The organism is Weissella oryzae SG25 (assembly GCF_000691805.2).
Taxonomy (GTDB): domain Bacteria; phylum Bacillota; class Bacilli; order Lactobacillales; family Lactobacillaceae; genus Weissella; species Weissella oryzae.
Genome location: NZ_DF820485.1, coordinates 25,247 through 49,585 on the forward strand (window position 1 = coordinate 25,247; position 24,339 = coordinate 49,585).

The window sequence follows — 24,339 nt, forward strand, 5'->3', positions numbered from 1 at the left end:
GTATTGTAATAAGTTGATATAATTATACTGAATTGCTTCCAATAAGCAATTGGTATGATTTTAAAGAGGTAATACAATGAGCTCAGATGAATTGATGATATTAGTTGAGGATACAATAAAAGCTAAGCTAGTTTATCCCTTTAATGCTGGTAATATGCACTCAAAGATTATTTATCATGTATATGAAAATGAAAGAAATGATAAGATGATTGCCATGGTTTATGAAGTTAAAAATAAGGTATATATCAATTTAAAATTGACACCCGAACATGTTGATCAAGTTGTTGAAATAGCTGGAGTTTCTCGGGGATTTCATATGAGTAAACGCCATTGGGTAACAATAGATATAAACAATACTGATGTGTCTCAAGCGGAATTAGTGAAAATGTTGCATGAAAGTGAACGCTTAATTGCCAATTTTTAATGACCATTTAGCTGGCTTGTCTATTTTAAATGAGTTTTAATTGAAATCAACTTGCTGTTGATTAGGATAATTGGTACAACTATATCTGTTGATTTTTAGAAAGTATTAACAGGATTATTAATCAAAGAGTCGCTTAGTATATAAGTACAAAGTGGCCCGCTTGTTTATAGAACACAAGAATATTAATGAACACTTTATTGTACATAATAGGCGATGCAATTATTTGCTTCTTATCTCCACTCTGTGGGATGTAAGATTCTGCTTTAGTAAGATATGGATTAATATATTTGAAACTAACTAAACGATGATGGTGCTAAGCTGTCGTCATTTTATATTCATTTTTTAACCTTTCACTAAAAGATAGTTGACAGGCTGGTGGGGAAGACACAAAATTTTACGGACTGTTTGAGTAATTTGCAATAGAATTTGATTTTTAAATCAATTTTAGTGGAAAAGATTTTATCTTTGTTGGTAGTAGGAAGCTAAGAATAAAGATAAATAGTAAGTACGCCTCGTATAATTAACAAAAATGAATTTTATAAACTAAAGTTATTTAAAAGAGATAGAAGAGTTGACAAAGATAAATTTGAAGAAAAAAGAATTTCAATCGTCATATGAATCTGTCACGGATTATGAAATAGACTATTAAATTAAAAAGGTAGCAACCTAAGTTACTAGCTTTTAATGATTAAAAATTATATATTTTGACCTAAAAAGATTAATTTATTTTGTAATAATAAAGTGCATTCCAAAAAATTAACATATAGTTATTAATTGTTGAATTATTATTGCTTTAGTTATGTGATACGATGAACGTGTTTGCTAATTCATTATCAATCTCTTCAAAATAATATTTTAATTAACCAACTTAACGTATATATTTTGACTTAGCAAATATCTATATAATCTTGGATGATATTACCATCCAAATTATAGGAGTGTCTGATTTTATTAGATACTCTTTTATTTTATGATATACTTAAATTGTTTACTAATTCACAATATTTATGATCTTCTACTCAACTTCAAATAAGCAAAAACATAATTCTAGCTATATAAATATAGTGTTTTAGTAAAATTGTATTCCTTTAGTTCAATGATTAAAGCAGATGGCTGTAACTTCCGGTTGTTTGATTCATTTTAGCAAGGAATATATCAAGACGGCTAATTTTTGTTAGCCGTCTTTTTGTGTACTTTATAAATTAAAATATTAGCTAATTAACTAACTTTGATTGGGATAATTATATTTATTTCTATTTTAAAAAAAAATAAAAATTCAAAAAAATAAATAAGATGCTAGACTATGAATGTAAAGCCTTACAAAAAAGAGATTAAAGAAAGAAGTTTTTAATATGGTTAAGAAGATTGCATTAGAAGAACATTATTCATCACCAATGAACGATGCATATTGGGATAAAGCAGCTGAAGCAAATCGTGATGGAAAACCTTATTTTGATTTCGTTGAAAAGCGCCTTTGGAATACAGATGACTATATTCCAGAACTACAAGCTATGGATATTTCTAAAGCAGTTATGTCTTTGACTTCTCCAGGTGTACAAGGAATTGCCGATACTAAAAAAGCAATTGAATTGGCTCAAAGTTCAAACGATGCGGTTTATGAAAAGTATGTTGCACAAAACCCCGAACAATTTACAGCTTTTGCAGCGGTTGCTTTACAAGATCCTGCTGCTGCCGCTTCCGAACTTGAGCGGGCAGTAAACGACTTGGGTATGAAAGGTGCACTAATTAATGGGTATTCGAATATTGGTAGTGAGGGGGAGACCGTTTATCTTGATGACCCATCTATGGATGTATTTTGGAAGAAGGTTAATGAGTTGGATGTACCAGTTTACCTTCATCCTCGTGATCCGCAACCTAATCAACAACGTATTTATCAGGATTTACCTGGCCTTATAGGTTCCGTTTGGGGATTTACCCAAGAAACTGCAGTGCATGTAATTCGTATCATGATGAGTGGACTATTTGACCGCTACCCTAATATCAAGTTGATTATTGGTCATCTTGGTGAAGGATTATCACAGACCTTGCCTCGTACCCAACATCGGTTATATAAGCAAATTAACGGAGAAAACGGTGGAGATTATAAGCGACCATTGACTGATTATTTACGAACAAATGTTTATGCCACGACAAGTGGTCACTTTACGACGACAGCCTTTAACAATGCCCTTTCTGTATTTGGCCCAGATCATATTCTATTTTCAGTTGATTATCCATATGAAGATAATGCTGATGCAGCTGTTTGGTTTGATCAATTACCAATTACGGATGAATTAAAGCAAAAAATTGGATATGATAATGCTGCCAAGATTTTAAGAATTGACGATTAATAATAATAGTCTCGTCTTTGAGAGCGCCTGATAAGTTCAGGCGTTTTTATTTTGCAATCAACGGTAGTGGGCGGTGTAATTATGGAGAAACAAGTATGGTTTAATTATCTGGTTATGCGAAGTTGAGGATGTTAAAACAATTAGAGTTAAGATGTTATCCGGACATAATGACAAGGCATTAAACAATGTCAATAGGTAGGGCGAGTTTGTTAAGAATAGCAAGGTACATTAACCACTAAACTGGGTAACTTCTACTCGCAATTTAGTAACTGGTGTCGAACTTGAAGAATTGAAAAAATTAGTTGATTGCTGAAACTAACATTTAGTTATGTAAAAGTATGTTTAATATGCTATGTGCACTTTTAATTATAAACAAAAGGACTTTAAATCAAATTTAATATGGCTATAAACGTTGTTTTTGACACATCAGAATAAAATGTACAACATGTTTATGAACAATTGACTCTTTACAGTAGTAGGTATAAAGTAGTTAAGTCGTATTAAAGGGGATATAATGAATTACAAGAAATTAATGTATACGTTATTAGCTACAACGGGGGTTGTAGGAGCTTTTGTCGGTGGTAGCACTATGGCCGATAATAATTGGATTGGTTCTGAGGCACTTTCACAAGTACGTGCCTCAGTGGATACTTTAAGTGGAAAAAACAAGAGCCTTTCAGATAAGTATCAGAATGTATCACAAAATCTTTTAGATAGTAAATCTGAAGTTACTAATTTAAATTCACAAATTAGTGCTTTGAACAAGCAGCTTGTATCTAAACAAAATGAGATGGATAATGCACTAAACCAATTGGATATTCAAAAAGAAGCTGAAATTCAGCAGAAGATCAATGAGATTCAACAAAAGATCGATGAAGGCAATCAAAAGGTTGCTGCTAAGCAAGCTGAAGTTGATGCAAAACAAAAAGAAATTGACACTTTGACAGAGCAGTTATCAAAGGCAAATGCCAATAATAATGAATTGCAAAAGGCTTTGGCAGATGCGCAAGCTACTGCGAAGTATGCTAGCGACTCAGCTAATGCTGCAAAAGATTAATTTTTAAAACCTCACTAGGTAGTTAGTTTCTACTTGGTGAGGTTTTTTAATAGTGTAATTTTAAACTTTAATAATTAGGTGATGAAAAGCGCCTAGAAACATGGTCGAAAAATTAACTACATGTTTTTTAGAGGTAGGTGTATTTCTTTTTGTTGGGGGCGTAGGTGTAGTGACAAATTTTGTTTACTTTAATGGACATGCGGATATTAATAACACGGTTAAACATAAGTTGTATTGAAATAAGTAAGAAGGATTAAGACCTAATTAACAGGGCTGACATAATAATTATTTAAATATATAAAGCTAATGGTACACATTGTTAAGAATATCTCAATTTAACTGAAACAAGATAGTTCAGCCTATTGGTATAGGTGATTAATAAAATAAAAAATTCACAATCTATTTTTTTGTACTATACTTAACTTATGGACAGAGAAAGCGGTTACTTTGGCTGAATAAATATTTTTTTGGAGGCTTTATATGAGTTTTGTATCTAAATTGTTGGTTTCTTCTAGTGTAATTGCTTGTACTATGGGGGCGTTTGGTGTAGTCGCGGATGCATCGAATGTCATGCAAACGCCAGACACAATGGTTTATACGAAAGCTAATGCAACAAACTTAGAGGCGATTGGTAACTATACTGCAATCTTCCCAGACTTTCAATATTACGGTATTGATGGTATTTCAGCTAATAATACGTATGGCCAGAAGTATACCGATAAATCTACAGTACTCTCTCTAAGAGCCGATTCACGAGTATTAGAAGATGCAAACGCAACAGGTGCTGTATTTCAAGCAGCTAATGGACAAGAATATGGTACAACTACATTTGTAAATGGAAAGATTGAGTTTAGCAATATTCCAGCCGGACAAATGAATGGCGGAGTTGTATATATTATTACTACTACTGATAACAATACGTTTGAGACACCAGTACTTGCTTTGAATCCATTGGTTTAGATAAGAGTATATGTTTGGATAATTCCTTGCAGTTTTGATAGCTACTTAGGCAGTAACAGTTAAATTTTGCATAAGGGTAAGTGGATAAGAGACAGTGGTCAAACGATTACTGTCTTTTATTATTGCGCATATCGACTGCTAGAATTATGAGTTACTTAAAATTATTTCCCCTATTCCTTTAGACTAACTAATATTTACTAGCTATGTTTTGTTTTGTACTATAAACTTAGAGTCTATCTAGGGGGAGTGCAGTTATGTCAAAGAAAAAATATTTAAATTTGTTTTTAGCTTTGTTAATTGGTTTAATTTTTTTGTTTTTAGCGGCCTTTTTCATCCTTTTCTTTATCTTTCGAGGAATTATTTTAGCTGGTCATGATAGCTTATTTCGTTTATTAGCAAGGGTTAATTATTCCGATCTGTATGATACTTTTGAATTTGTATTTATTTCGATGGTAGTGTTCGATTTATTGACGGTTGTTTTAAAAAGGTTAATTCAGATTAAAAAAAATCAGGTAGCAGATTTGTCAAAAAATTTTTTAAACCGGTTTTGGAGAAATAACTTCAGGATACATCTAACCTTCATATTGCTGACAATTTTTTTAACTATTTCAATCGGGCTGCCTGCTACAATAATGGATTCCTTTACGGCAATTGTGTCAATTTCGGTTCTAATAAGTAATTTAACTAAAACTAAAGATAAAAAAGATTGAAAATAATTATTATTATTTCTAATCGCCTTAGTGTTGTAGATGCCTAAATGAATAAGTATAACGAAGATATGTAAAAATTTAAGTTATGGGATTATGGTAGTGAACGGCTAGCTAGTAGGCAGTGTAAATTACGAGTTAGCTTGTTAATTATTTAGATGGTGAAGATAAAATTGAATATGATTAACTTCATACTTTTGATAGAAAATATTCTAACTTTAGTCTGTGAAAAATAGCAGAATAAAAATTAGATATATGTATGCTTTGAACTGAGCGGGAGTATTTGTTACTAACAGAAAGTTTCTAAGGGGGGCATATGAAGAATTTATCAATACCGTTAAGAGCGGTTATCTTTTCAATAATAATTATTATACTAGGTTCAGTTTCGGCTTTTAGTGTCGAATGGGTCCGTGGTGTCTCAATTGGAGTGATTTATGCTAGCTTTCGACTACCTACATTAGCACCACCACAATGGTTATTTGGTCCGACTTGGATTTTACTCTATATTATGTTGGGAATATATTGCGCCAGCTTGAGCAGATTGGATAGTAACAGGAAAAGTATATATTTTTTGATGTATGTCCAATTAGGATTGAATATTTTGTGGACGGTCGCATTCTTTACATTAGGTAATTTCTTACTTGCTAGTATCATGATTATTATCATGGATGGATTAGTGATAGCTTTATTACGGTTTGATCAACGAAAAATCAAGTATATCTTAATACCATATTTAATATGGCTACTATTTGCTAGCTATCTATCCCTAGCAGTAACGATTTTAAATTAAAACTAAACATATTTCGCATTCTTGATGTTCACCATAATGAATTGCCTTGGCTATTGAGAGTATATTAGGCAATTATTATTACGATTAAAAAAGCACCCGGAAGGGTGCTTTTCTCTATATATACTCCCTTTTGCAATAGATTAATGCAAATTGATAGATAAAGATTAAGAATAGCTGCATTAAGGAAAAGTAACTGACAAAATTCAATAATTCATTTGAGTTAGCAGCTAAAATTGTATTAATTGTCTCAGTTGGTTTAAAGAAGAGATCGCTTGAATTTAGACGAAGGAAACGGCCAAAATAGATTGCAAAGGCGGCCAAAATACTTAATATAATATATCCTAAAATCTTTAGACCAGCAGACCTTGTTAGCATGTTTAAGATGCTTTCCATACTTAGGAGTCCAAGAAGTAAGGCTAAGATGATGCTAACAGTAAGAATTGAGTAGTTAAAATACTGAAATGAGTTAGCTAGGCCTGTACCGATAGATGAAAGATGACTAAAGTCAGTTAGCATATAGATTGTATTTGGATAAAAAACTAGCCAAATCAAAAATAGTGGAATATGCAAATATGGTTTACTTGGTATGTTCTTGGTTAGCAGACTGAGATTAAATGGAATTAAGGCTAGGGCTAGGTTAACGATCAGAAATTGAAAGTGTGCCTTTGTAAGGTAAATATAGGCGATTAAAAGGAGGGTTGTTATATTAAGCACCATTGCTGGATGTTTTATCAAAAAATTTTTCATGATATGCGACACCTCCATTTTGAATTAGTTTAACTAAAATATCAGTATAGCGAATTATTTAGATTAACGAAAGTATCGAAGGGTTTAAGTTGATAGATTGATAAAAACTTTATAGAAATATAATGTTACTATATTGTTGCCTATTGTTCATTAGCTTGTTTTTATTTAGTATGCTGTGACATTATTAATTGTGTAGCTAACTTATTTAGTAGAAAATTGACTACTATAATTTTGTGATTTAATCGTTGAAACTGACATAAAAAAACTATTGTTAATTTCCAGCCAATTAACAATAGTTTCTATATTTATAATAGGATTGTTATACCGCCAAGGATTAAGAAACCAAGACCACAGATGAAAGTAGGGCTTATCCGCCAAGCGCCATGGGTAATTTTATAGGTAACCTGTGACTTGATGGCTAAAGAAATTAGTGTTATTCCGATGAATAGAATAAAGAAACTCATAAGTAATCACCTCCATTTGTTTTATTAATTAATTTTAATTGGTAAATCGGAAGAATTTACAGCTAATGTTTGTTTAAATTATGGTGCATAGATGGCATATAACCAAATTTAATATTAGCTTCTTCCAAAGATAATGCTAAAAATGGCAAAAGTTCTTCATAACTTACGCAAATAATATAAGTATTATAAGTACCAGGTAAAACAACTGAAGGGAGTATTTAAAATGGTAGTAATATTTACGTCACCTAGTTGCACATCATGTAGAAAGGCTTTAGCTTGGCTGAAAGCCCATAAAATTTCTTTTATTGAACGGAATATCTTTAAGGAGCCTCTAACTCGCGATGAGTTAAAAACGATTTTGCGATTAACTGAGAACGGTACGGAGGAAATTATTTCAACTCGTTCAAGTCAATTTCAAAAATTGGCAATCAATTTGGATGAACTTAAGCTAAGTGAATTAATTGACTTGTTGGTTAAGGAACCGACGTTATTAAAGCGTCCGCTGATGGTTGATGATCGTCGCCTACAAGTGGGTTATAACGAAGATGAAATTCGTTGCTTCTTACCACGGGCTGTTCGCCAGTCAGCATTAAACGATGTAATTAATTTTGCAGATATGCAGGCTTAAGTTGGAGATAAGCACGCCAGATTGCTAAATATTTGTTATACTTATGTAAGTATTTACGGAATTATGCTGAAAGGGGTGTGCCCATAATGGAAATGGAACGGATTAACGAGGATACAATTCGGGTAGTTGTTACAAATGAAGATCTAGCCGAGCGTAGTATGTCAGTGATCGACCTTCTGGGCAACCAAGAGGAGATTGAACATTTCTTCTATTCTATTTTAGAAGAAGTTGATATTGATCACGACTTTGAAAATAATGAAGCGGTAACTTTTCAGGTCTTGCCGAATCGGAATGGCTTGGAAGTATTTATATCAAAAAGTTTAAATGATAAAGATATGGTTAACGGCGTTATGAAATCAATGCTTGGTGACCGCGATATGTCTGAGAGTAATGATGAGGTTTCAGATGAGATTTTAGAACAACTCTTAGATCGTGATGATGACTCAAAAGTTGAACAGGCTAGCAAACAAGCTGTACCAGCAGAAGCTGATGAAACAGTTGATCGATTGTTGGACGGTGGTCAAAATACTAAAACCAGTCAAACAACTGCACATATAATGATGAAGTTTAACGACTTTGAAAATGTAATTAGTTTTGCTAAGATGATGGCAACTATTCCAGCACAAACGACTTTATATGAGTTAAAAGGGATGTACTACATGGAATTTCTCTTTAGTAGCACAACACGTCAAAGTGATATTCAAGATATTATGGCGGTTGCTAGGGAATATGGAGAAGTTACGCCGTTGTCCCCAGATGTTTTGACTGAACATGGTAAAGTTATTTTTACCATTCGGGCTTTGGCTCTGATTAATCAATACTTCAAGTAAGATAAAAGAGGTTGCAATACGCAGCCTCTTTTTTTGACTTTTAAAAACGTTTCGTATTCTATTTTATTGTAGAGGTTGCAGTTAGAATAATTTGAAGAAATAGCTTTAAGTAAAGACGCTTCGAGCAGAAACTTTTTAATTACAAACTATATTTTAACCAAGGAGCGAATTACGCATTGTTTCAGCAAGGTGAAAGTCAACTACATGAATGGCATAAGCATCAATTAGCAAATTATTTTGAAAATATTGGATATCATGTAGAAATTGAAGCTTGGATAGAGATGATTAAGCAGCGACCAGATTTATTAATTAGCAATGCAAAGCAAGCATTTGCAATTGAATTTCAACATTCAAAGATTAGTACAGCTTTAATTAAAAAGCGAACAGTAGGATATCAGAAAATTGGTTTAACGGTGATTTGGATAGCCAGCGAACAATTGCTTGCTAAGCAGACAGTAGCTGTAAATTGGGCTAAGTTTGGACAATGCTGGGGTGATGACTTAGTTTTATTTAATTGGCAACAAGGGAAAATATGGTTGAAAAAGTGGGTATGGGTTAATCAGTTATCACAGGATAAGTATCTTAGAAATTTTCAAGCTATTTGTAAGCAAAGCTTTTATGCAGATGAGCGACTACAGTCAATCGTTAATCGTCTTTACTATCAAGGTCGGATTATTAAAAATTTGCCTAAAGAATATCATAGCCCTTACTTGGCCACTAAATATTTAAAGATGCCATCATGGTTATTAAATTTAGATATATTATTGCTACTAGAAAGGAAGCAGTCAACGATTGTAGAGTTACTTAATCAGTTAATGCCACAATATTGGCTAAAAACCGGCGCAGCTGAGTTAGAATTCGTACAATATGTTTATCTTAGGCATGTTTTAAAAGTTTGGTTAAAACGTAAGATAGTTAGAGATCAAAATGGTAAGTTTTACCTAGCAAGGCCTTTAGTCTGGTAAGTGGTAAATCGCAATCATTATGAAAGTAGCTTATAATACAATATAAGTTATTGAAAAAAAGGATGGCGATAAGGATGGCTAAAAAATTACCAATACGGACAGAAGTTCCACTAGCGATGACTTGGGATTTGACCACAATTTTTAAAGATGATGATGCATGGCAAGCAGCCTATGATGATTTGGAAGACCGACTAGCCGGTGCAAATGTCTTGGCTGAAAATGCTGATGCTTCAGCAGCTAATTTATTAGTAGCTTTAAAATATGGCTTAGGTCTTATGCGCGATTTAGAGCGAATCTATGTATATGCTTCGATGAAAAGCGATCAAGATACAAATAATAATTTTTATCAAGGGTTAGCAGCTAAAGCGGGAGCACTAGCTGCTAAAGTATCAGCAGCGATTGCCTTCTTTGACCCATTAGTTCTATCATTACCAGCTGAGAAATTGACGGCATACTTTGCAGAGGAACCTGAATTACAATCTTATCAACATTATTTTGACTCGATTTTGACGCAGCGTGGGCACTTATTATCCTCTGATGAGGAACGCCTGTTAGCTGCCGCAAGTGATGTCTTTGGGGCTTCTGAACGTACATTTGGTATTTTGGATAATGCAGATCTTAAATTTGGGACTGTTATTGATGACGCTGGGGATGAAGTTCAATTATCCAATGGGGTATATAGTCAATTACTTGAGTCACCAATACGTAAGGTACGTGAGGAAACTTTTAAAACTTTCTATCAGTCATACATTGATTTGGAAAATACTTTCGCGTCACTTTTGGCGGGAAACGTTAAGAGCCAAAATTTTAATGCCCAAGTGCATAATTATGGATCAGCACGTGAAGCAGCTTTGGCTCGTAACCATGTTCCCGAACAAGTTTATGATAATCTCGTTACTGAGGTTAATAAGGCACTGCCATTATTGCATCGTTATGTTGCATTACGTAAGAAACTCCTTAATTTAAAGGAGTTACATTCTTATGATTTGTATACACCAATCTTAGGAACTCCGGATTATGAGATTGATTTTGAAGGGGCAAAGGCTGAAGCACTACAAGCATTAGCTCCTTTGGGTGATGATTATTTAGCGGTTGTAAACACTGCATTTGACAATCGTTGGATTGATGTGGTTGAGAATCAAGGTAAGCGATCAGGGGCCTATTCAGGTGGCTCTTATGATACGAATCCATTTATTTTGTTGAATTGGCAAGATAACCTTAATAATTTAGATACATTAGTCCACGAAATGGGTCACTCCGTACACTCATACTTTACGCGTCAAAACCAGCCTTATCACTATGGTGATTATCCAATCTTTTTGGCAGAAATTGCTTCAACTACGAATGAAAATTTGCTGACAGATTATTTGCTGAATAGCTTGGATGACAAGAAATTAAAAGCTTATATTTTAAATCAATTCTTAGATGGGGTGAAGGGTACAGTCTTTAGGCAGACGCAGTTTGCTGAGTTTGAACAGTGGATGCATGTGCAAGACGCAGCTGGTGTGCCGTTGACTGCGGAGGTCTTAGATGATGCTTATGCAGAATTAAATCAACGCTATTATGGCCCTGAATTGATGATTGATGAAGAAATTGCGCATGAATGGGAGCGCATTCCACACTTCTATTATAATTTCTATGTATATCAATATAGTACTGGATTTGCAGCAGCAGTCGCTATGAGTGATAAAATTTTGCATGGCGGTGAAAAAGCAGTTATTGAATACAAAAATTATTTGAAGGCTGGTTCATCAGCTGATCCAATTGATGTGATGAAGGCTGCTGGGTTAGATATGACAAAGCCGGACTATTTGCAGGACACATTTAGACTCTTTGAAGAAAGACTAACTGAATTTGAAAGCGTCGTTGCAGAACTCGAAGCAACTGATCAATTATAATTGCTTTTGATTGAAACAATTTGTGAAAGCGGTTAGAATTAGTTTAATGTAGATAACATGGAGGGTGATATGACGGCTGGCGGAATTGCATTAATTATTCTTGCAAGTGCTGTAATGTTGTTTGTGATATTCTTAGGAATTTTCCTTATGCGCTTGACCCGTAGTTTAGGCGTTATTACGCGGGATGTTGACATTATTGCGCGAGAAACAAATGATATTATGGCAAACGCAAATACTTTGTTAGATGATGTAAACGGTAAAGTTGCAACGATTGACCCAGCATTTCAAGCGATTGCGGATGTTGGAACCTCGGTTTCAGATTTAAATGAAGCGGTACAAAATGTAACTTCTAAGTTGCGAAGCAAGAACACCAATCGAGGAACTGCTGGTGCAGCCTCAGTTTTTGCGGCGGTTAATAACTTGCGTAAATCAAAAAAGAACGCGAAAAAAGATTAAGAAAGTAGGTAAAGTATGGCTAAGGGATTGTTTACAGGTTTAGTACTTGGTGCAACAGCTGCAACGGCTGGCTATCTTGCTTATAAAGCTTTGACGCCGGAACAGCAAGCTAATTTGCGAGATAAGGTTGATGGAGTGGTTAGCGAGGCTCAAGATTGGGTTGAGCCTCACGTTCAAACTGCATCAGAGAAGATAACGGATTTTATTGAAAAGGCTGATGATTTTATCGAAGAGCAGGGTTACGGTGATACTCGTGATCAAGCTTTGGAGAAGCTTGATCTGATGATGGAAACCTTGCAAGCTAAGAAGGATGAATTACGACAAGGTTATGATGACCTTAAAGAGCAAGCACGTGAAAAAATGGCTCCAGATTTAGCTGAGGCTGATATTAATATTGTATTAGACGATACTAATGAGCAATCTTTGTCAGATGCACTTGATGAGATTTATGGCGCTGATGACAAATCTGCAACTTCAGTTGAACCAATTGAACTGGCGCCTAAGGCTGAATCATAAGTCATTTGAAGATAAACTAAAATACCGGTCAATCATCTATTAGATGATTGACCGGTATTTTAGTTTATTGAAGGTTAATTAATCGATGATACGTAGTTCTTTAGATAGATGAGTAAATGAATCTGCACCATCTTCAGTTAGAACAACAGAATCTTCAATTCGGATTCCTAAATCACCAGGTATATAAATACCAGGTTCAATTGAGAAAGCCATGCCAGCCTTTAAAATAAGTTCATTTCCACTGGCAATTTGGATGCTCTCATGTACAGATGAGCCAATTCCATGGCCAAGGCGATGGACGAAATATTCACCATAACCAGCCTTAGTGATAACATCTCGGGCAACGGCATCTAATTCACCGGCTGTCATACCAGGCTTAGCAGCTGCTTGAGCGGTTAATTGAGCTTCCAGTACGATATTATAGATATCTCGTTGGTGATTGGATACTTGCTTAAAGGCAACAGTTCGTGTTGCATCGGAAACATATCCTTCATAGAGAGTCCCTAAATCAAATAGGGCTAAGTCACCATTTTTAAGTGTGTTTAAACCAGTTGCACCATGTGGCTCAGCAGCGTGTTTTCCAAATTGAACAAGCGAGTCAAAGCTCATACCAACAACGCCACGTTGTTTTAATTCATATTCAAGTTTTGCAGCAACGGCAAGCTCAGTTTTTCCTTCAGCTAGTGCAGCAAAACCATATTCGAAAGCAGTATCAACGTCTCGACCGGCTTGGTGCATCTTGGCAATTTCATCTGGTGTCTTAATTAAACGCATTTCAGTCATGACTGGGGTTAAATCAGCTGCAAAGTCGGCTTCTGATATGACGCGTTTAACTTCATTTGCTCGCAAGAGAGTTAATTGGCCAGCTTCAACTGCCCAACGGTTTAATGCTTGCTTGCTGTCACGAAGATGCTTAGCAATCAATTGATAAGCATCCTCGCTATCTTGATAACCGTAAACTGGAAAAGCCCATCCGGTTTGCTTAACGGCTTCAACTTCTAAGGCTGGAGCAAAGATAAATGGCTCGGCGTTGGGAAAAACAAATAAAGCTAATGTGCGCTCAATTGGATCTGATTCAAAACCTGTAAGATAGGCAATCGAATGAAAATCTGAGAAATAAGCAACATCTAACTGTTTTTCATTTAGCCATTTAGCAATTTGATTAATTTGTGTCGTCATAGCTTACATCCTCCAAATAATTGGTATTAGTCAATTAACACTGTATTAATAGTCATTATAGGCTATTTAAAAAAAAACGCACACTTAGTTTTTTTATGATATGATAGTCTAGTTTCTGAAAACTTATGAAAACATGATTGTATTCAGGTGTAAGCGGTTGCAGGGGAACAAAAAAACGCCTATAATACGAATAAGACTTAGGTTTTTTAACTAAGGAAGACTGTCAAAAAGGGGATTAATAACTAATGGATAAACAAACGGTTACGATTTATGATGTTGCGCGTGAAGCAAGTGTATCAATGGCAACTGTTTCACGAGTAGTGAATGGTAATGCAAATGTAAAGCAAGAAACTAAAGAAAAAGTTGAAGCTGTGATTAAGCGATTGGGCTATCGGCCGAATGCAGTTGCTCGAGGTTTGGCTTCGCGTAAGACAACCACAATCGGAGTTGTTATTCCTGATGTAACGGATAATTACTTTGCAGAGTTAGCTCGAGGAATTAACGACGTTGCTCAGATGTATCATTATCATATTATCTTGGCAAATGCTGATGAGGCAGGTACTAAGGAAGCTCAAGTTATTGATAATTTATTGAGTAAACAAGTTGATGGAGTTATCTTTATGGGTAATTCAATTGGCACTGCAGTACGTGAGGAAATGGTACGTGCAGATGTACCATTTGTTTTAGCTGGAACAGTTGATAAAACTGGTGAGCAACCCTCAGTTAATATTGATTACATTTCAGCTGTTGATGAAGCTACAGCTAGCCTTATTAAGGCTGGACATAAACAGATTGCCTTTATCTCAGGTCCTCTAGAAGATGAAATTAATCGTGACTATAAGTTAATGGGTTATAAAAATGCAATCACGGTTGCTGGTTATGACTATGATCCTGCTTTGGTCTTGTCAACAAATTATGATTATCAAAGTGGCTATGCATTGGCGGATCAAGTACGCAATACAGCTGCAACTGCAGCAATTATTGTCAGTGATGAGATGGCAGCCGGTGTATTAAATGGTTTGACTGATGCTGGCTTACGAGTACCAGAAGACTTTGAAATTATTACAAATAATAATTCAAAGCTAGCAATGATTACTCGTCCACAACTTTCATCAATTACCCAGCCAATGTACGATTTGGGGGCGGTTGCCATGCGGATGTTAACCAAGATGATGGAACGCGAAGAATTAGCAGTTAAAAATGTGATTTTGCCACACGGTTATATTGCACGTGAGTCAACCAAAAACAAGTGAAATTACTGTGGTAAAAATTGATAAATATATATTCAAAGAATTTTTATAAAAAAGCTTGCACAAAGTGAAAATAGCTGGTATATTAATATCTGTTGTTAAGAGCGACAACCTAGAAGTTAAGCTCTTGGCCCTTTCGTCTAGTGGTTAGGACACAGGATTTTCATTCCTGCAACAAGAGTTCGATTCTCTTAAGGGCTATACTTTTTATATATAAACTCTCAGGTTTAATGCTTGAGAGTTTTTTTGTGCAAATCTAAGTTAGTATTTTAACAGGGCTATTGAATCGGAATTGAATTTTCGCTATACTTATCTAGAACTGTTGGAGACATGGCAGAGTGGTAATGCAGCGGACTCGAAATCCGCCGAGCCGATGTTGAGTCGGTGCACGGGTTCAAATCCCGTTGTCTCCTTACAAAAGGTAAGTTGGTTGAATATGAAAGCCCCTAAACGTTGATTTAGAGGCTTTTTATTTTTTCTGAAACATCCTGAAACATTCTAATACAACACAGCTGAAACCACAGTGAAACCACGAAACTAATAAAATTTTGCTGATTTATAGCCATTCTTACAATGTGTAAATAGCGATTACAACCATTTTGAAACCAAATTTACCATAGATTGCGAACCATCTCTTGTCCTTTTTGAGCTTGTTCATCTAATAGGGCGCGATAATATTTGTTAATAATCTCAATAGTGTGTCCAGAAATTTGAGCAATGTACTCAATAGGCACGCCAGCCGCTATCAATATTGTATCGTGTGTGGCTCTCAGAGCCTTAGGGGTAATCTTTTGACCATCTCTAGTAGTCCAGTTACACTCTGGCACACCGGACTTCTTTAAAGCTAAAAATAGAGCTTTCTGCGTCATCTGTGGCGTAGATAGAATACGAGATGATTGTTTGTCACCCAGTTTCCTAAAAATCAAATTAGTAGCTCTTGAAATATGGCTATTATTTATATCCATTTTCTTGATTCGCATAAACACGGTTAATCGCTCAGCAAGCTCAGTTGAGATTGGAACATAACGATCCATACCGTTTTTAGGATAACGTTTAAGCTCATCCGTTTTATTAACGTAGTTATTTTGAATATGAATTTGCTTTCTTTCAACATCAATATATCGGAACTCTAAAGACTTTGCTTCATTAACACGAGCACCAGTTTCAAGCATTATCAATAACGCTAAATATTCCTGGTATTTAGGCTCATTTGGGACACTGTATAAGTAATTACGTAGAAGATTAGCATCATTGCGAGAGAGGGCAGGGACGGCCTTTTTAAGACGGCTATCAGTGCCAGTAATTTTAATGCGGTTTTCATAGGGGAATGGTGTTTTACGAATAACACCGTTATATTCTGCGTCTGAAAACATTCGCTGCAACATTGAACGATACTTGCTGTTTGTGCCGGTAGTGTAGATTTTACCTAAGATATTGAAAAATCTTTGAGCGAGCTGTTTTTGACCGTCCCAATCAATCATCTTAGTCTCAGGTAATTCTTTTTCTAAACGGCGCCGCAAGTTAAAATAATCTTGTTTTGAATTGACCTCTAGTGTTGGTTCAATCATATCCTGAAACCATTTCCAGAAATACTCTGAAATCAAACTAGAGGCATCAAATTTTGTGTACCCCCTATCAAAATCATGGTTAAGGTCATCTTCAACTTTTCTTGCCTCTGCTAAAGTATTAGCATATATACGAGCAGAGGCAGTTAGAGTACCGTTAATTCGGCGATGAACACGAACCATGTACTTACCAGCAAATTTACCGGTTGCGACTTTTTTAATCATCTTTCTTCTCCAATTAGATCCCCGGCAGGAGTACATATATTGGAAAGTAGTTTATAGACTTGCTAAGGTCTAAGTTAGACTATCACTAAAGCGTGTTATAATTTAGATACGAGTTGAGATAACATATACTGTTACCTTCAAGCTATTCTTGGTTTCGCGGCTAGGAATAGCTTTTTATTTACGCTGAACACATGTTATACTCTAGGTACAAGTTGAACCAAAGCTGATTGTCTTTGGTCTAAGCTACTTTCTGATTTTGCGGTCGGGAGTAGCTTTTTATTTACGCTAAATGTAAAGCGTGTTATACTTTAAGTACGAATTGAGTCATGTATGGCTATGCCTACATGTCTAAGCTACTTTCTGGTTTTGCGGCTGGGAGTAGCTTTTTTTGTGTCCTTGATGTGGTATTATTTAATCTGTGCTACCGCAAAAATAGGCACAGACTGGAGGCATATAGATATATGGCTCAATTCGTAATCGCAGTGTTAGCTGGTTTAGCAGTAAACCTAATAAGCTACATTGCTAAGTGTTGGATAGATAAGGACTAGTCCTAATTTATTGAACAGGCCCTATTGTTATTGCAGTAGGGCTTTTTTGTTGTGTTTTAAACTGGTCGAAATCGACCAGTTTAGAGAGACTTTTAACGTAGTCGTATAGTATAGATAAGTTTCAAATTACACATTGGATATTTTAAGATGTCACGATAGAACTTATTATTCTTGAGAGTTATCGGTAAGTAGTTTTTAAATAAAAAATGTCTGACTTTTTGGTTAGTGATTATGTATCCTGTCGATTGACAGGAATGAATTTATTGCGCTAGCTGGTCTATTTTATCCATGACACAAGTATGTAGATTGAGATTTTAAGATTTTTGTAATGACACAGTTTGAATATTAAGGATTAACAGTTGTCCTTTTTCTAGTGTGATTTTCATAGATTTATTGGTATCAGGCGATAAATCAGCATTAACTTGATTATCCGCGGTTCTTAGAGTGCCACCACCTGCAACTAGAGTTACGGTATACGTACCCGGTAAAACATCTTTACCAACTCTGTATTCTCCGGCAGTTAAATTACCATTTGAAATTGCAGGGCTAGCCTTAAGTGCTTCCAAATGGGCACTTGGAAAGCCCATGATTTTAATTGAACTTCCTTTTGGTAAAATTGCCCGATATGATGTTACATTTGAGTCTACAGCACTGTTGTCCAGCTGTGGCGAAGTTAAAATAATGTCTATTAAGCCGTCACTAGAGATGATGTTTCCAGAGCCCGATGGACTTGATAATTCATAGATACCAGCCGCAATATTGCTACCGACATGGTAAGATTTATCATTTTTAATATCAGTAGTCATTGCCGAATTTGTATGTTTTAAAAGATTATTACCCACAACAGTTGATTTACGCTTAGTAAATTGGTCTGTATGATTCGATGAAATTGGCTGGTTAGGTGAAAGTGTTGCAATTAATAGTCCTAACATAATAAAGGTAAGGCCACCCCAGCCAAAATACCGATAAATACGTTTCATTGGTTGCTTGTTATGTAGCTTTTGATAAAAGTGGGTCGTTAACATAATTAAACCAATTAGTACGCTGAAAATAAAAAAACTCCCCATAGTAAAAAACTCCTAAGCTTTTAACGTCATTCCTTGCTGGACGTATTATCAATTTGATAATGATGTAATGAAATAAATAAATGGCTAGCTGTACGGTTGGTTGATGTAGTTATAAAAAAATTAAATCTTTTTTAGTACGAATTTTGTATTATTCAATGTTAATTGAACTACTATTGAATATCATTAAATATAATTTTACAATTAACAAAATGATAGTACAAGTCAATAATGGCAAATAACCTTGAAATAGGATTCTGTAGTTAATCGTTTTAGCGGTTAAAAATAGATAGTAGATATTATTTAGTTGATGAAGCGAGTAAAACTAAACAGCTAAGTAACGTTATAGAATTAATTAATGGTATTATATTTCATGTGCCGAATTACTGGCATACTTTAATGCGAAAACTACATTGTTAAAATATAATGAGAAGCAATACTGGTTTGAGGGGAGTCGGATAATGGAAAAAATCTTTGCATGGGTTTTAGAACGAAAAGATTATGAAAAATTACAGTTAAACGACTACTTCTATAGTCGGCCTGAGATAATTGTGCCAATTAAGACGATTATGCGTGATTTAGCTTGGTCGCGATATCGAGTGCTAACAACCTATGAATTACTAGTTGCTGATTTAGCTAAGTTACAATCTAAGCAGCAAAGGCCTTTTTATTATGATGATGAATTAAAAGCAATTATTGTAAATCACAATGTAATTTTAGAACGTTATATTTTACAAAAAAAATATTTGGATAAGTCAATTGTTTGGCAGTATTTAGGTGAGCTATTAGCTGAACAGATAGTTTCTTTAGAAGATTTTGCGAAACGTTATCTAACCTCAGTTCCCGTTGTACGAGCAGCAAAACAACTCGTTGACCAACATTTAGCAGATTTAGATTTGCATATTTCAAAAGATAATCGCTTAATTGGTTCAGAAAATACAATTCGTTCTTTTTATTTTGGGATTGTACGAATCATTAAAGGACCACTAATGTTAGCTACACCTGGACAGCAATTTGATAGTATTGTGGACGAATTATTTGCGCGCCTTGAAAAGCGAATAAATAATCCATTGCGGCAAACCAATATTTTGAAGTTAAAATTAATTATTTCAATTTGGTTTCTCAGAATTCAAAAGGGAAATTTCTTACAAGACCGCGATGTGGATTATACATTTGCATCAGGCGTTGATAGTTTATATCAGACGGTTGCTGAGATAACTGGTGAATTGATTGCCAATCAACATATACAACTACTTGAAGCTCGTTATTTAACGGCGGCACTTTACGCAAGTGGAGTAGTGAGTGATGGGAAAATTGATATATTTGATTCAGCAGCACAGAGTAAACTATTAGCCTTACGGTCGATACTACAAGAAAGTTATCATGATTTTTTTAAAGCAGATTTTACCTTAAAGCAATTGATGACGCTTGATGAAATGATTTTTGCAGCGCACCTTCGTTTTCTCTTCTTTCCTTATGCGCGGCTTATATCAGACAATGAGGAGGGCTCGATTATCAAAGCACTACCGATTCAATCTGCCTTTGCTAGGTATGCGATAAATCAAATTACAGTTTTAAGTGAAGATAAGGCGGTTTCAAGTTATTTACCTTTATTGTTTAATGATTATTTAGTTACTTTTACTTATATCATTGATGAAAAGGTTCTCCCTGTCGTCAAAATTGTTTTAGATTTTACTGATAACCAAGCAATGGCTCGGCTACTACGCAAGCAAATTTTAAATATACAAGGGCTTAACATTGAGATTGAAGAATTCTTGAATGAGACAACTGATATTTATGTGTCAGATCAGATGTTGACTTGGGATAAAGCAATCCCTGCTTTTTTATGGGCATCCTTGCCGAGCGATTATGCTTTTTCAAGATTTTTAAACCAAGTAGTTACGATAACGAAAGACAAGTTTATCGCGGAATAAAGCAATAAATTTGATTTTTTTTGAAAATAATAAAAAAAAACTCATGGACGACTTTTTATGAATTTAGTACATTTATAAGTGTAGATGATTAACATTTCAATCCGGATATGTAAATGTTATTAAGAAATAACTTTGTTGATAGGATTAACGAGTTTTGGGGAAATTTGTAATGAAATCTGTGAGTTGTGTTTTCACAACTCAATTATGTGAACAAAGTTAGTGTTAGTTAAGTAAAGCCGTGGGGGCTTTGCTAAATTATTTACGTAGAAAGAGCCTATAGACGTGCAAATGTCTATAGGCTCTTTCCTTATGTCTAAAAATAACGGACCTGGGTTATAATGATATACATAACATTTTAATGAGGTGGCTTACTTTTAAGAGGCGCTGATAGTGTGGGGGAATTCAAGTATGTTTAATAACAAAAACATCGTTTTAATTGTAACGGGTGGGGTTGCAGCTTATAAGGCCGCTACATTTGCCCGCCTTTTAATTAAAGAAAAGGCAACTGTGCGGGTGGTCTTGACCAATGCAGCAAGTGAATTTATTACTGATAAAACATTTGCCGCTTTAACACAACAGCCAGTGCTAATGGATTTATTTGATAACAACGTAGATTATATCGCTCATATCAGCTTGGCTGACTGGGCTGATTATATTTTTGTGGTGCCAATCACTGCAAATATGCTTGCTAAAATTGCACACGGAATTGCTGACGATGCGGCTTCAACAGTTATTCTTGCTCGTCATACCCCCTTGATAGTGGTGCCAGCGATGAATGTAAATATGTATGAGAATCCAGCGGTTCAAAGGAATTTGGCCCAATTGAAAGCGGACGGTGTTTTTATAATTGAGCCGGTCACTGGGCTATTAGCTGAGGGCTATGTTGGTAAAGGCCGGATGCCTGAGCCACTTGAGATATTAAAGCAAAGTGAATTGAAGTTACGGCAAAAAGATGGTCAATTAAAAGGCCGTAAGGTGATAGTTACGGCTGGCGGGACGCTTGAGCCGATTGATCCAGTGCGTTATATTTCAAATCGCTCATCAGGGAAAATGGGCTTAGCATTTGCACAGGCTGCTAGTGAAGCTGGAGCTGAGGTGCTTTTAATTACAACTAGTGATTTACCAGTGCCCTTTGGTGTTGAGGTCAAACGAGTTGAGACCGCACAACAAATGCTGGACGCTATCTTGGCAAGGTATGACTGGGCCGATTTAGTGGTTATGGCTGCGGCAGTGGCAGATTACCGGTTTTCACAACCGGCAGAACAAAAGATTAAAAAGCAAGCTGAGCACCAAGCATTACATCTAGATTTGGTTGAAAATCCAGATATCTTAGCTCAGCTAGGTGCGGCTAAAACACATCAATATTTAATCGGCTTTGCAGCTGAAACTAACGATTTATTAGCACATGCCAGTGAAAAATTAAAAAAGAAGCACGTGGATATGCTATTGGCTAATGATGTTTCTAAAGAGAACATTGGATTTGGTTATGATACAAATGAATTATTAATTTTAGAACCAGATAAAAGTCCAATTACCTTACCTTTAGCTTCTAAGCTTGAATTAGCACGCAAAATTTTGCTAGACGTTGCGAAAAAAATAAAATAATGAAGGAGTAAAGATAATGACAGTTGGTATCGATAAAATTAGTTTTTTTTCACCAGACGAATATATTGATTTAGCGGAATTAGCGCAAAAAAGAGCCGTTGATCCAAATAAATTTATCATCGGCATTGGTCAGACGCAACAAGCTGTAATTCCGCCCACCCAGGATGCGGTGACCATGGCTGCTAATGCGGCGGATCAAATGCTAACAGCTCAGGACCGAGCTGAACTCAGTATGATTATTTTTGCAACGGAATCAGGCATTGATAATTCAAAGTCTGGAGCGATTTACTTACAAAATTTATTAGGGGTTAATAAATATATCCGCACAATTGAAGTGAAACAAGCATGTTATGGCGGCACTTATGGCTTAATGCAGGCGCGTGATTATGTAAGCCTAAATCCTGGTGCAAAAGTCTTAGTTGTTGCTAGTGATATTGCCCGTTACGGCTTAGCAACGCCAGGGGAAGTAACCCAAGGCGGTGGTGCAGTAGCGATGTTGGTTACGGAACAACCTAGTATTTTAAGTTTAGAGCGTGACAGTCAATTTATGAGTCAAGATATGATGGACTTTTGGCGGCCTATTTATGCCAGTGAAGCGCGGGTTGATGGTCATTTTTCACAAGATTTGTATCGTGACTTCTTTAAGGAACTTTGGCAACGTTATAAAGAGGCAAGTGGGCTTAAGGTTAATGATTTCAAGGCCTTTGTCTTCCACCTGCCCTATACTAAACAAGGGTTGAAAGCGTTACGAGATATTCTACCGGAGGCCAGTGAAGAACAAGCAGCTGTTCTCTTAGATGAATTTGAGGCCTCACGGGTCTTCAACAAACGGATTGGTAACTTATATACAGGTTCTTTATATTTAAGCTTGCTGTCATTACTTAAAAATAGTGATGATTTAGTGGCTGGTGACCGCCTTGGCCTATTTTCATATGGTTCAGGTGCTGAAGGTGAATTTTTCTCTGGAATTTTACAACCAAATTTCAAAGCTGGGTTAGTAAGCGACCAGGTTGAAACACTATTAGCAAAGCGACGGAAATTAACGATTGAGGCTTATGAGCAAAATTTCAAGACTGCCTTGGCAGGTTCAACAGATCGTTATCTTGACCCTAGTCAAGACTCAGCAAAGTTTGTTTTGACTGGTTTAAAAAACGAGCAACGCCAGTATATAAAACAAGTTAATTAACTATTATGAGTTGGGATATGCTATTATTAGTACTGATTTTCTAAGGAGGAGCCTATGCGAAAGATCGGTACAATTATTATTAGGTGGATCCAGCATTTCTGGCTCCCTTTATCGCTCACAGTTGCAATGCTTAGCGTTGCCTTGACTTTGATTTTAGTATTGCTAAATCGAGACCAAGTTACTGTGGCAATTCCTAATATTCCAATTCATAAAACGGCAGGAGTTACTGGTATTTCAGAAGGAGTCTTGAATCAAGGTGAACATTTAACGATTCTTGATCGGCGCGATGGCTGGTATGAAGTTAGACGTGATGATGAATCAAAGGGATGGGTGGCAAGCTGGCTGGTAAATCGTACAAAGCCACTGAATATAACACCGTTGTCAGAAACGACGATTGTGCTTGACCCTGGCCATGGTGGGTCTGATTCAGGTGCTTTGTCGACTGGAGGCAAGGAAGAAAAAACTTACACCTTGCAGCTTGCTAAGCGGGTACAGAGTGCCTTACTTGCAACGGGAGCTCGTGTCTTGATGACACGCTCAACAGATAAGACTGTATATTTAGACAATATTCCACTCGTTGGTGAACAAGCAAATGCTAATGCGGAAATTTCTTTCCATTTTGACTCTTCACCCGAAGAAAATACGGCATCTGGTTTTACTGCCTATTATTATCATAAAAATAATGGGTCAAACATATTAGCTAAATACATCAATGATGCGATGGCGCCTAAGATGCCATTGGAGAATCGTGGTGTTGAATTTGCAAATTACTTGGTGTTGCGTGAAAACAAGATTCCGGCAATCTTATTGGAGAATGGCTACATTAATAGTGATCATGATTTTAGTTACATTGAAAAGCCTAGTTATCAAACAACAATTGCTAAACAGATAACGGTTGGTCTGAATAATTATTTCTCAGATTTACAAAAAAATGCAAAGTAGCTTGACCACCTAGAGATTGTAGACGATAATGAACAAAGATAATTGAAC

22 protein-coding genes and 2 tRNA genes are annotated in these 24,339 nt (G+C 35.6%); 19 read left to right on the forward strand and 5 right to left on the reverse strand.

Going from position 1 to position 24,339, the window contains the following annotated elements:
* Nucleotides 1-76: 76 nt before the first annotated feature.
* From TT13_RS01645 to TT13_RS01670, 6 genes are all read left to right on the forward strand, one after another.
* A complete protein-coding gene (locus TT13_RS01645; protein WP_027698360.1) occupies nucleotides 77-424 on the forward strand; it encodes an MmcQ/YjbR family DNA-binding protein in 348 nt (115 codons plus the stop codon).
* A gap of 1,352 nt (nucleotides 425-1,776) precedes the next feature.
* Nucleotides 1,777-2,775 (forward strand): amidohydrolase family protein, encoded by a 999-nt coding sequence (locus TT13_RS01650; protein WP_027698361.1) that lies wholly within the window; start codon nucleotides 1,777-1,779, stop codon nucleotides 2,773-2,775.
* Between the two features lie 514 nt (nucleotides 2,776-3,289).
* The gene (locus tag TT13_RS01655; protein WP_027698362.1) at nucleotides 3,290-3,832 is read left to right on the forward strand and encodes a hypothetical protein; all 543 of its coding nucleotides are present in this window, start codon (nucleotides 3,290-3,292) and stop codon (nucleotides 3,830-3,832) included.
* A gap of 480 nt (nucleotides 3,833-4,312) precedes the next feature.
* Nucleotides 4,313-4,792, forward strand: a complete 480-nt coding sequence (locus TT13_RS01660; protein ID WP_027698363.1) for a hypothetical protein — start codon at nucleotides 4,313-4,315, stop codon at nucleotides 4,790-4,792.
* 254 nt (nucleotides 4,793-5,046) lie between these two features.
* Entirely contained in the window at nucleotides 5,047-5,502 is a 456-nt protein-coding gene (locus TT13_RS01665) for a hypothetical protein (RefSeq protein ID WP_027698364.1), read from the forward strand.
* A 313-nt stretch (nucleotides 5,503-5,815) separates the two neighbouring features.
* Nucleotides 5,816-6,289 carry a TspO/MBR family protein gene (locus TT13_RS01670; RefSeq protein WP_027698365.1) on the forward strand — a complete coding sequence of 158 codons (474 nt, stop codon included), beginning with the start codon at nucleotides 5,816-5,818 and terminating at the stop codon, nucleotides 6,287-6,289.
* A gap of 114 nt (nucleotides 6,290-6,403) precedes the next feature.
* Here the strand turns inward: TT13_RS01670 and TT13_RS01675 are convergent, their stop codons facing one another.
* Nucleotides 6,404-7,036, reverse strand: coding sequence for a DUF1361 domain-containing protein (locus TT13_RS01675; protein ID WP_027698366.1), 633 nt, complete (start codon nucleotides 7,034-7,036; stop codon nucleotides 6,404-6,406).
* Nucleotides 7,037-7,341: 305 nt separating this feature from the next.
* Complete coding sequence (locus TT13_RS11220; protein WP_190279601.1) at nucleotides 7,342-7,500, reverse strand: hypothetical protein; 159 nt, start codon at nucleotides 7,498-7,500, stop codon at nucleotides 7,342-7,344.
* Nucleotides 7,501-7,723: 223 nt separating this feature from the next.
* Here TT13_RS11220 and spxA point away from each other — a divergent pair, with 223 nt between their 5' ends.
* The 6 genes from spxA to TT13_RS01705 all read left to right on the forward strand — a co-directional run bounded on the left by spxA (nucleotide 7,724) and on the right by TT13_RS01705 (nucleotide 12,793).
* On the forward strand, nucleotides 7,724-8,128 hold the full coding sequence (gene spxA / locus TT13_RS01680) for a transcriptional regulator SpxA (RefSeq protein ID WP_027698367.1): 405 nt from the start codon (nucleotides 7,724-7,726) through the stop codon (nucleotides 8,126-8,128).
* Between the two features lie 86 nt (nucleotides 8,129-8,214).
* Nucleotides 8,215-8,958, forward strand: coding sequence for an adaptor protein MecA (locus TT13_RS01685; protein ID WP_027698368.1), 744 nt, complete (start codon nucleotides 8,215-8,217; stop codon nucleotides 8,956-8,958).
* Nucleotides 8,959-9,134: 176 nt separating this feature from the next.
* A complete protein-coding gene (locus TT13_RS01690) occupies nucleotides 9,135-9,923 on the forward strand; it encodes a competence protein CoiA family protein (RefSeq protein WP_027698369.1) in 789 nt (262 codons plus the stop codon).
* 74 nt (nucleotides 9,924-9,997) lie between these two features.
* Nucleotides 9,998-11,821, forward strand: coding sequence for an oligoendopeptidase F (gene pepF, locus TT13_RS01695; protein ID WP_027698370.1), 1,824 nt, complete (start codon nucleotides 9,998-10,000; stop codon nucleotides 11,819-11,821).
* Nucleotides 11,822-11,890: 69 nt separating this feature from the next.
* Nucleotides 11,891-12,277 carry a DUF948 domain-containing protein gene (locus TT13_RS01700; protein WP_027698371.1) on the forward strand — a complete coding sequence of 129 codons (387 nt, stop codon included), beginning with the start codon at nucleotides 11,891-11,893 and terminating at the stop codon, nucleotides 12,275-12,277.
* A 15-nt stretch (nucleotides 12,278-12,292) separates the two neighbouring features.
* Nucleotides 12,293-12,793 (forward strand): YtxH domain-containing protein, encoded by a 501-nt coding sequence (locus TT13_RS01705; RefSeq protein WP_027698372.1) that lies wholly within the window; start codon nucleotides 12,293-12,295, stop codon nucleotides 12,791-12,793.
* A gap of 78 nt (nucleotides 12,794-12,871) precedes the next feature.
* Here the strand turns inward: TT13_RS01705 and TT13_RS01710 are convergent, their stop codons facing one another.
* Nucleotides 12,872-13,972: a M24 family metallopeptidase gene (locus TT13_RS01710; RefSeq protein ID WP_027698373.1), complete on the reverse strand. Its 1,101-nt coding sequence runs from the start codon at nucleotides 13,970-13,972 to the stop codon at nucleotides 12,872-12,874.
* A 245-nt stretch (nucleotides 13,973-14,217) separates the two neighbouring features.
* Here TT13_RS01710 and ccpA point away from each other — a divergent pair, with 245 nt between their 5' ends.
* The 3 genes from ccpA to TT13_RS01725 all read left to right on the forward strand — a co-directional run bounded on the left by ccpA (nucleotide 14,218) and on the right by TT13_RS01725 (nucleotide 15,635).
* Nucleotides 14,218-15,225 (forward strand): catabolite control protein A, encoded by a 1,008-nt coding sequence (gene ccpA, locus TT13_RS01715; protein WP_027698374.1) that lies wholly within the window; start codon nucleotides 14,218-14,220, stop codon nucleotides 15,223-15,225.
* 126 nt (nucleotides 15,226-15,351) lie between these two features.
* Nucleotides 15,352-15,423: transfer RNA gene (locus TT13_RS01720), tRNA-Glu, on the forward strand.
* Nucleotides 15,424-15,546: 123 nt separating this feature from the next.
* A tRNA-Ser gene (locus tag TT13_RS01725) sits at nucleotides 15,547-15,635 on the forward strand.
* A gap of 198 nt (nucleotides 15,636-15,833) precedes the next feature.
* Here the strand turns inward: TT13_RS01725 and TT13_RS01730 are convergent.
* Together TT13_RS01730 and TT13_RS01735 are read right to left on the reverse strand one after the other, a co-directional pair.
* Entirely contained in the window at nucleotides 15,834-17,012 is a 1,179-nt protein-coding gene (locus tag TT13_RS01730) for a tyrosine-type recombinase/integrase (protein ID WP_027698375.1), read from the reverse strand.
* 862 nt (nucleotides 17,013-17,874) lie between these two features.
* Complete coding sequence (locus TT13_RS01735) at nucleotides 17,875-18,627, reverse strand: hypothetical protein (RefSeq protein WP_052348509.1); 753 nt, start codon at nucleotides 18,625-18,627, stop codon at nucleotides 17,875-17,877.
* Nucleotides 18,628-19,085: 458 nt separating this feature from the next.
* Between TT13_RS01735 and TT13_RS01740 the strand changes: the two genes are divergently transcribed.
* The 4 genes from TT13_RS01740 to TT13_RS01755 all read left to right on the forward strand — a co-directional run bounded on the left by TT13_RS01740 (nucleotide 19,086) and on the right by TT13_RS01755 (nucleotide 24,291).
* Nucleotides 19,086-20,558: a helix-turn-helix domain-containing protein gene (locus TT13_RS01740; protein WP_027698376.1), complete on the forward strand. Its 1,473-nt coding sequence runs from the start codon at nucleotides 19,086-19,088 to the stop codon at nucleotides 20,556-20,558.
* A gap of 408 nt (nucleotides 20,559-20,966) precedes the next feature.
* The gene (coaBC, locus tag TT13_RS01745) at nucleotides 20,967-22,163 is read left to right on the forward strand and encodes a bifunctional phosphopantothenoylcysteine decarboxylase/phosphopantothenate--cysteine ligase CoaBC (protein WP_027698377.1); all 1,197 of its coding nucleotides are present in this window, start codon (nucleotides 20,967-20,969) and stop codon (nucleotides 22,161-22,163) included.
* A gap of 16 nt (nucleotides 22,164-22,179) precedes the next feature.
* Entirely contained in the window at nucleotides 22,180-23,349 is a 1,170-nt protein-coding gene (locus TT13_RS01750; RefSeq protein WP_027698378.1) for a hydroxymethylglutaryl-CoA synthase, read from the forward strand.
* A 54-nt stretch (nucleotides 23,350-23,403) separates the two neighbouring features.
* Nucleotides 23,404-24,291, forward strand: a complete 888-nt coding sequence (locus TT13_RS01755; protein ID WP_027698379.1) for an N-acetylmuramoyl-L-alanine amidase family protein — start codon at nucleotides 23,404-23,406, stop codon at nucleotides 24,289-24,291.
* Nucleotides 24,292-24,339: the final 48 nt, after the last annotated feature.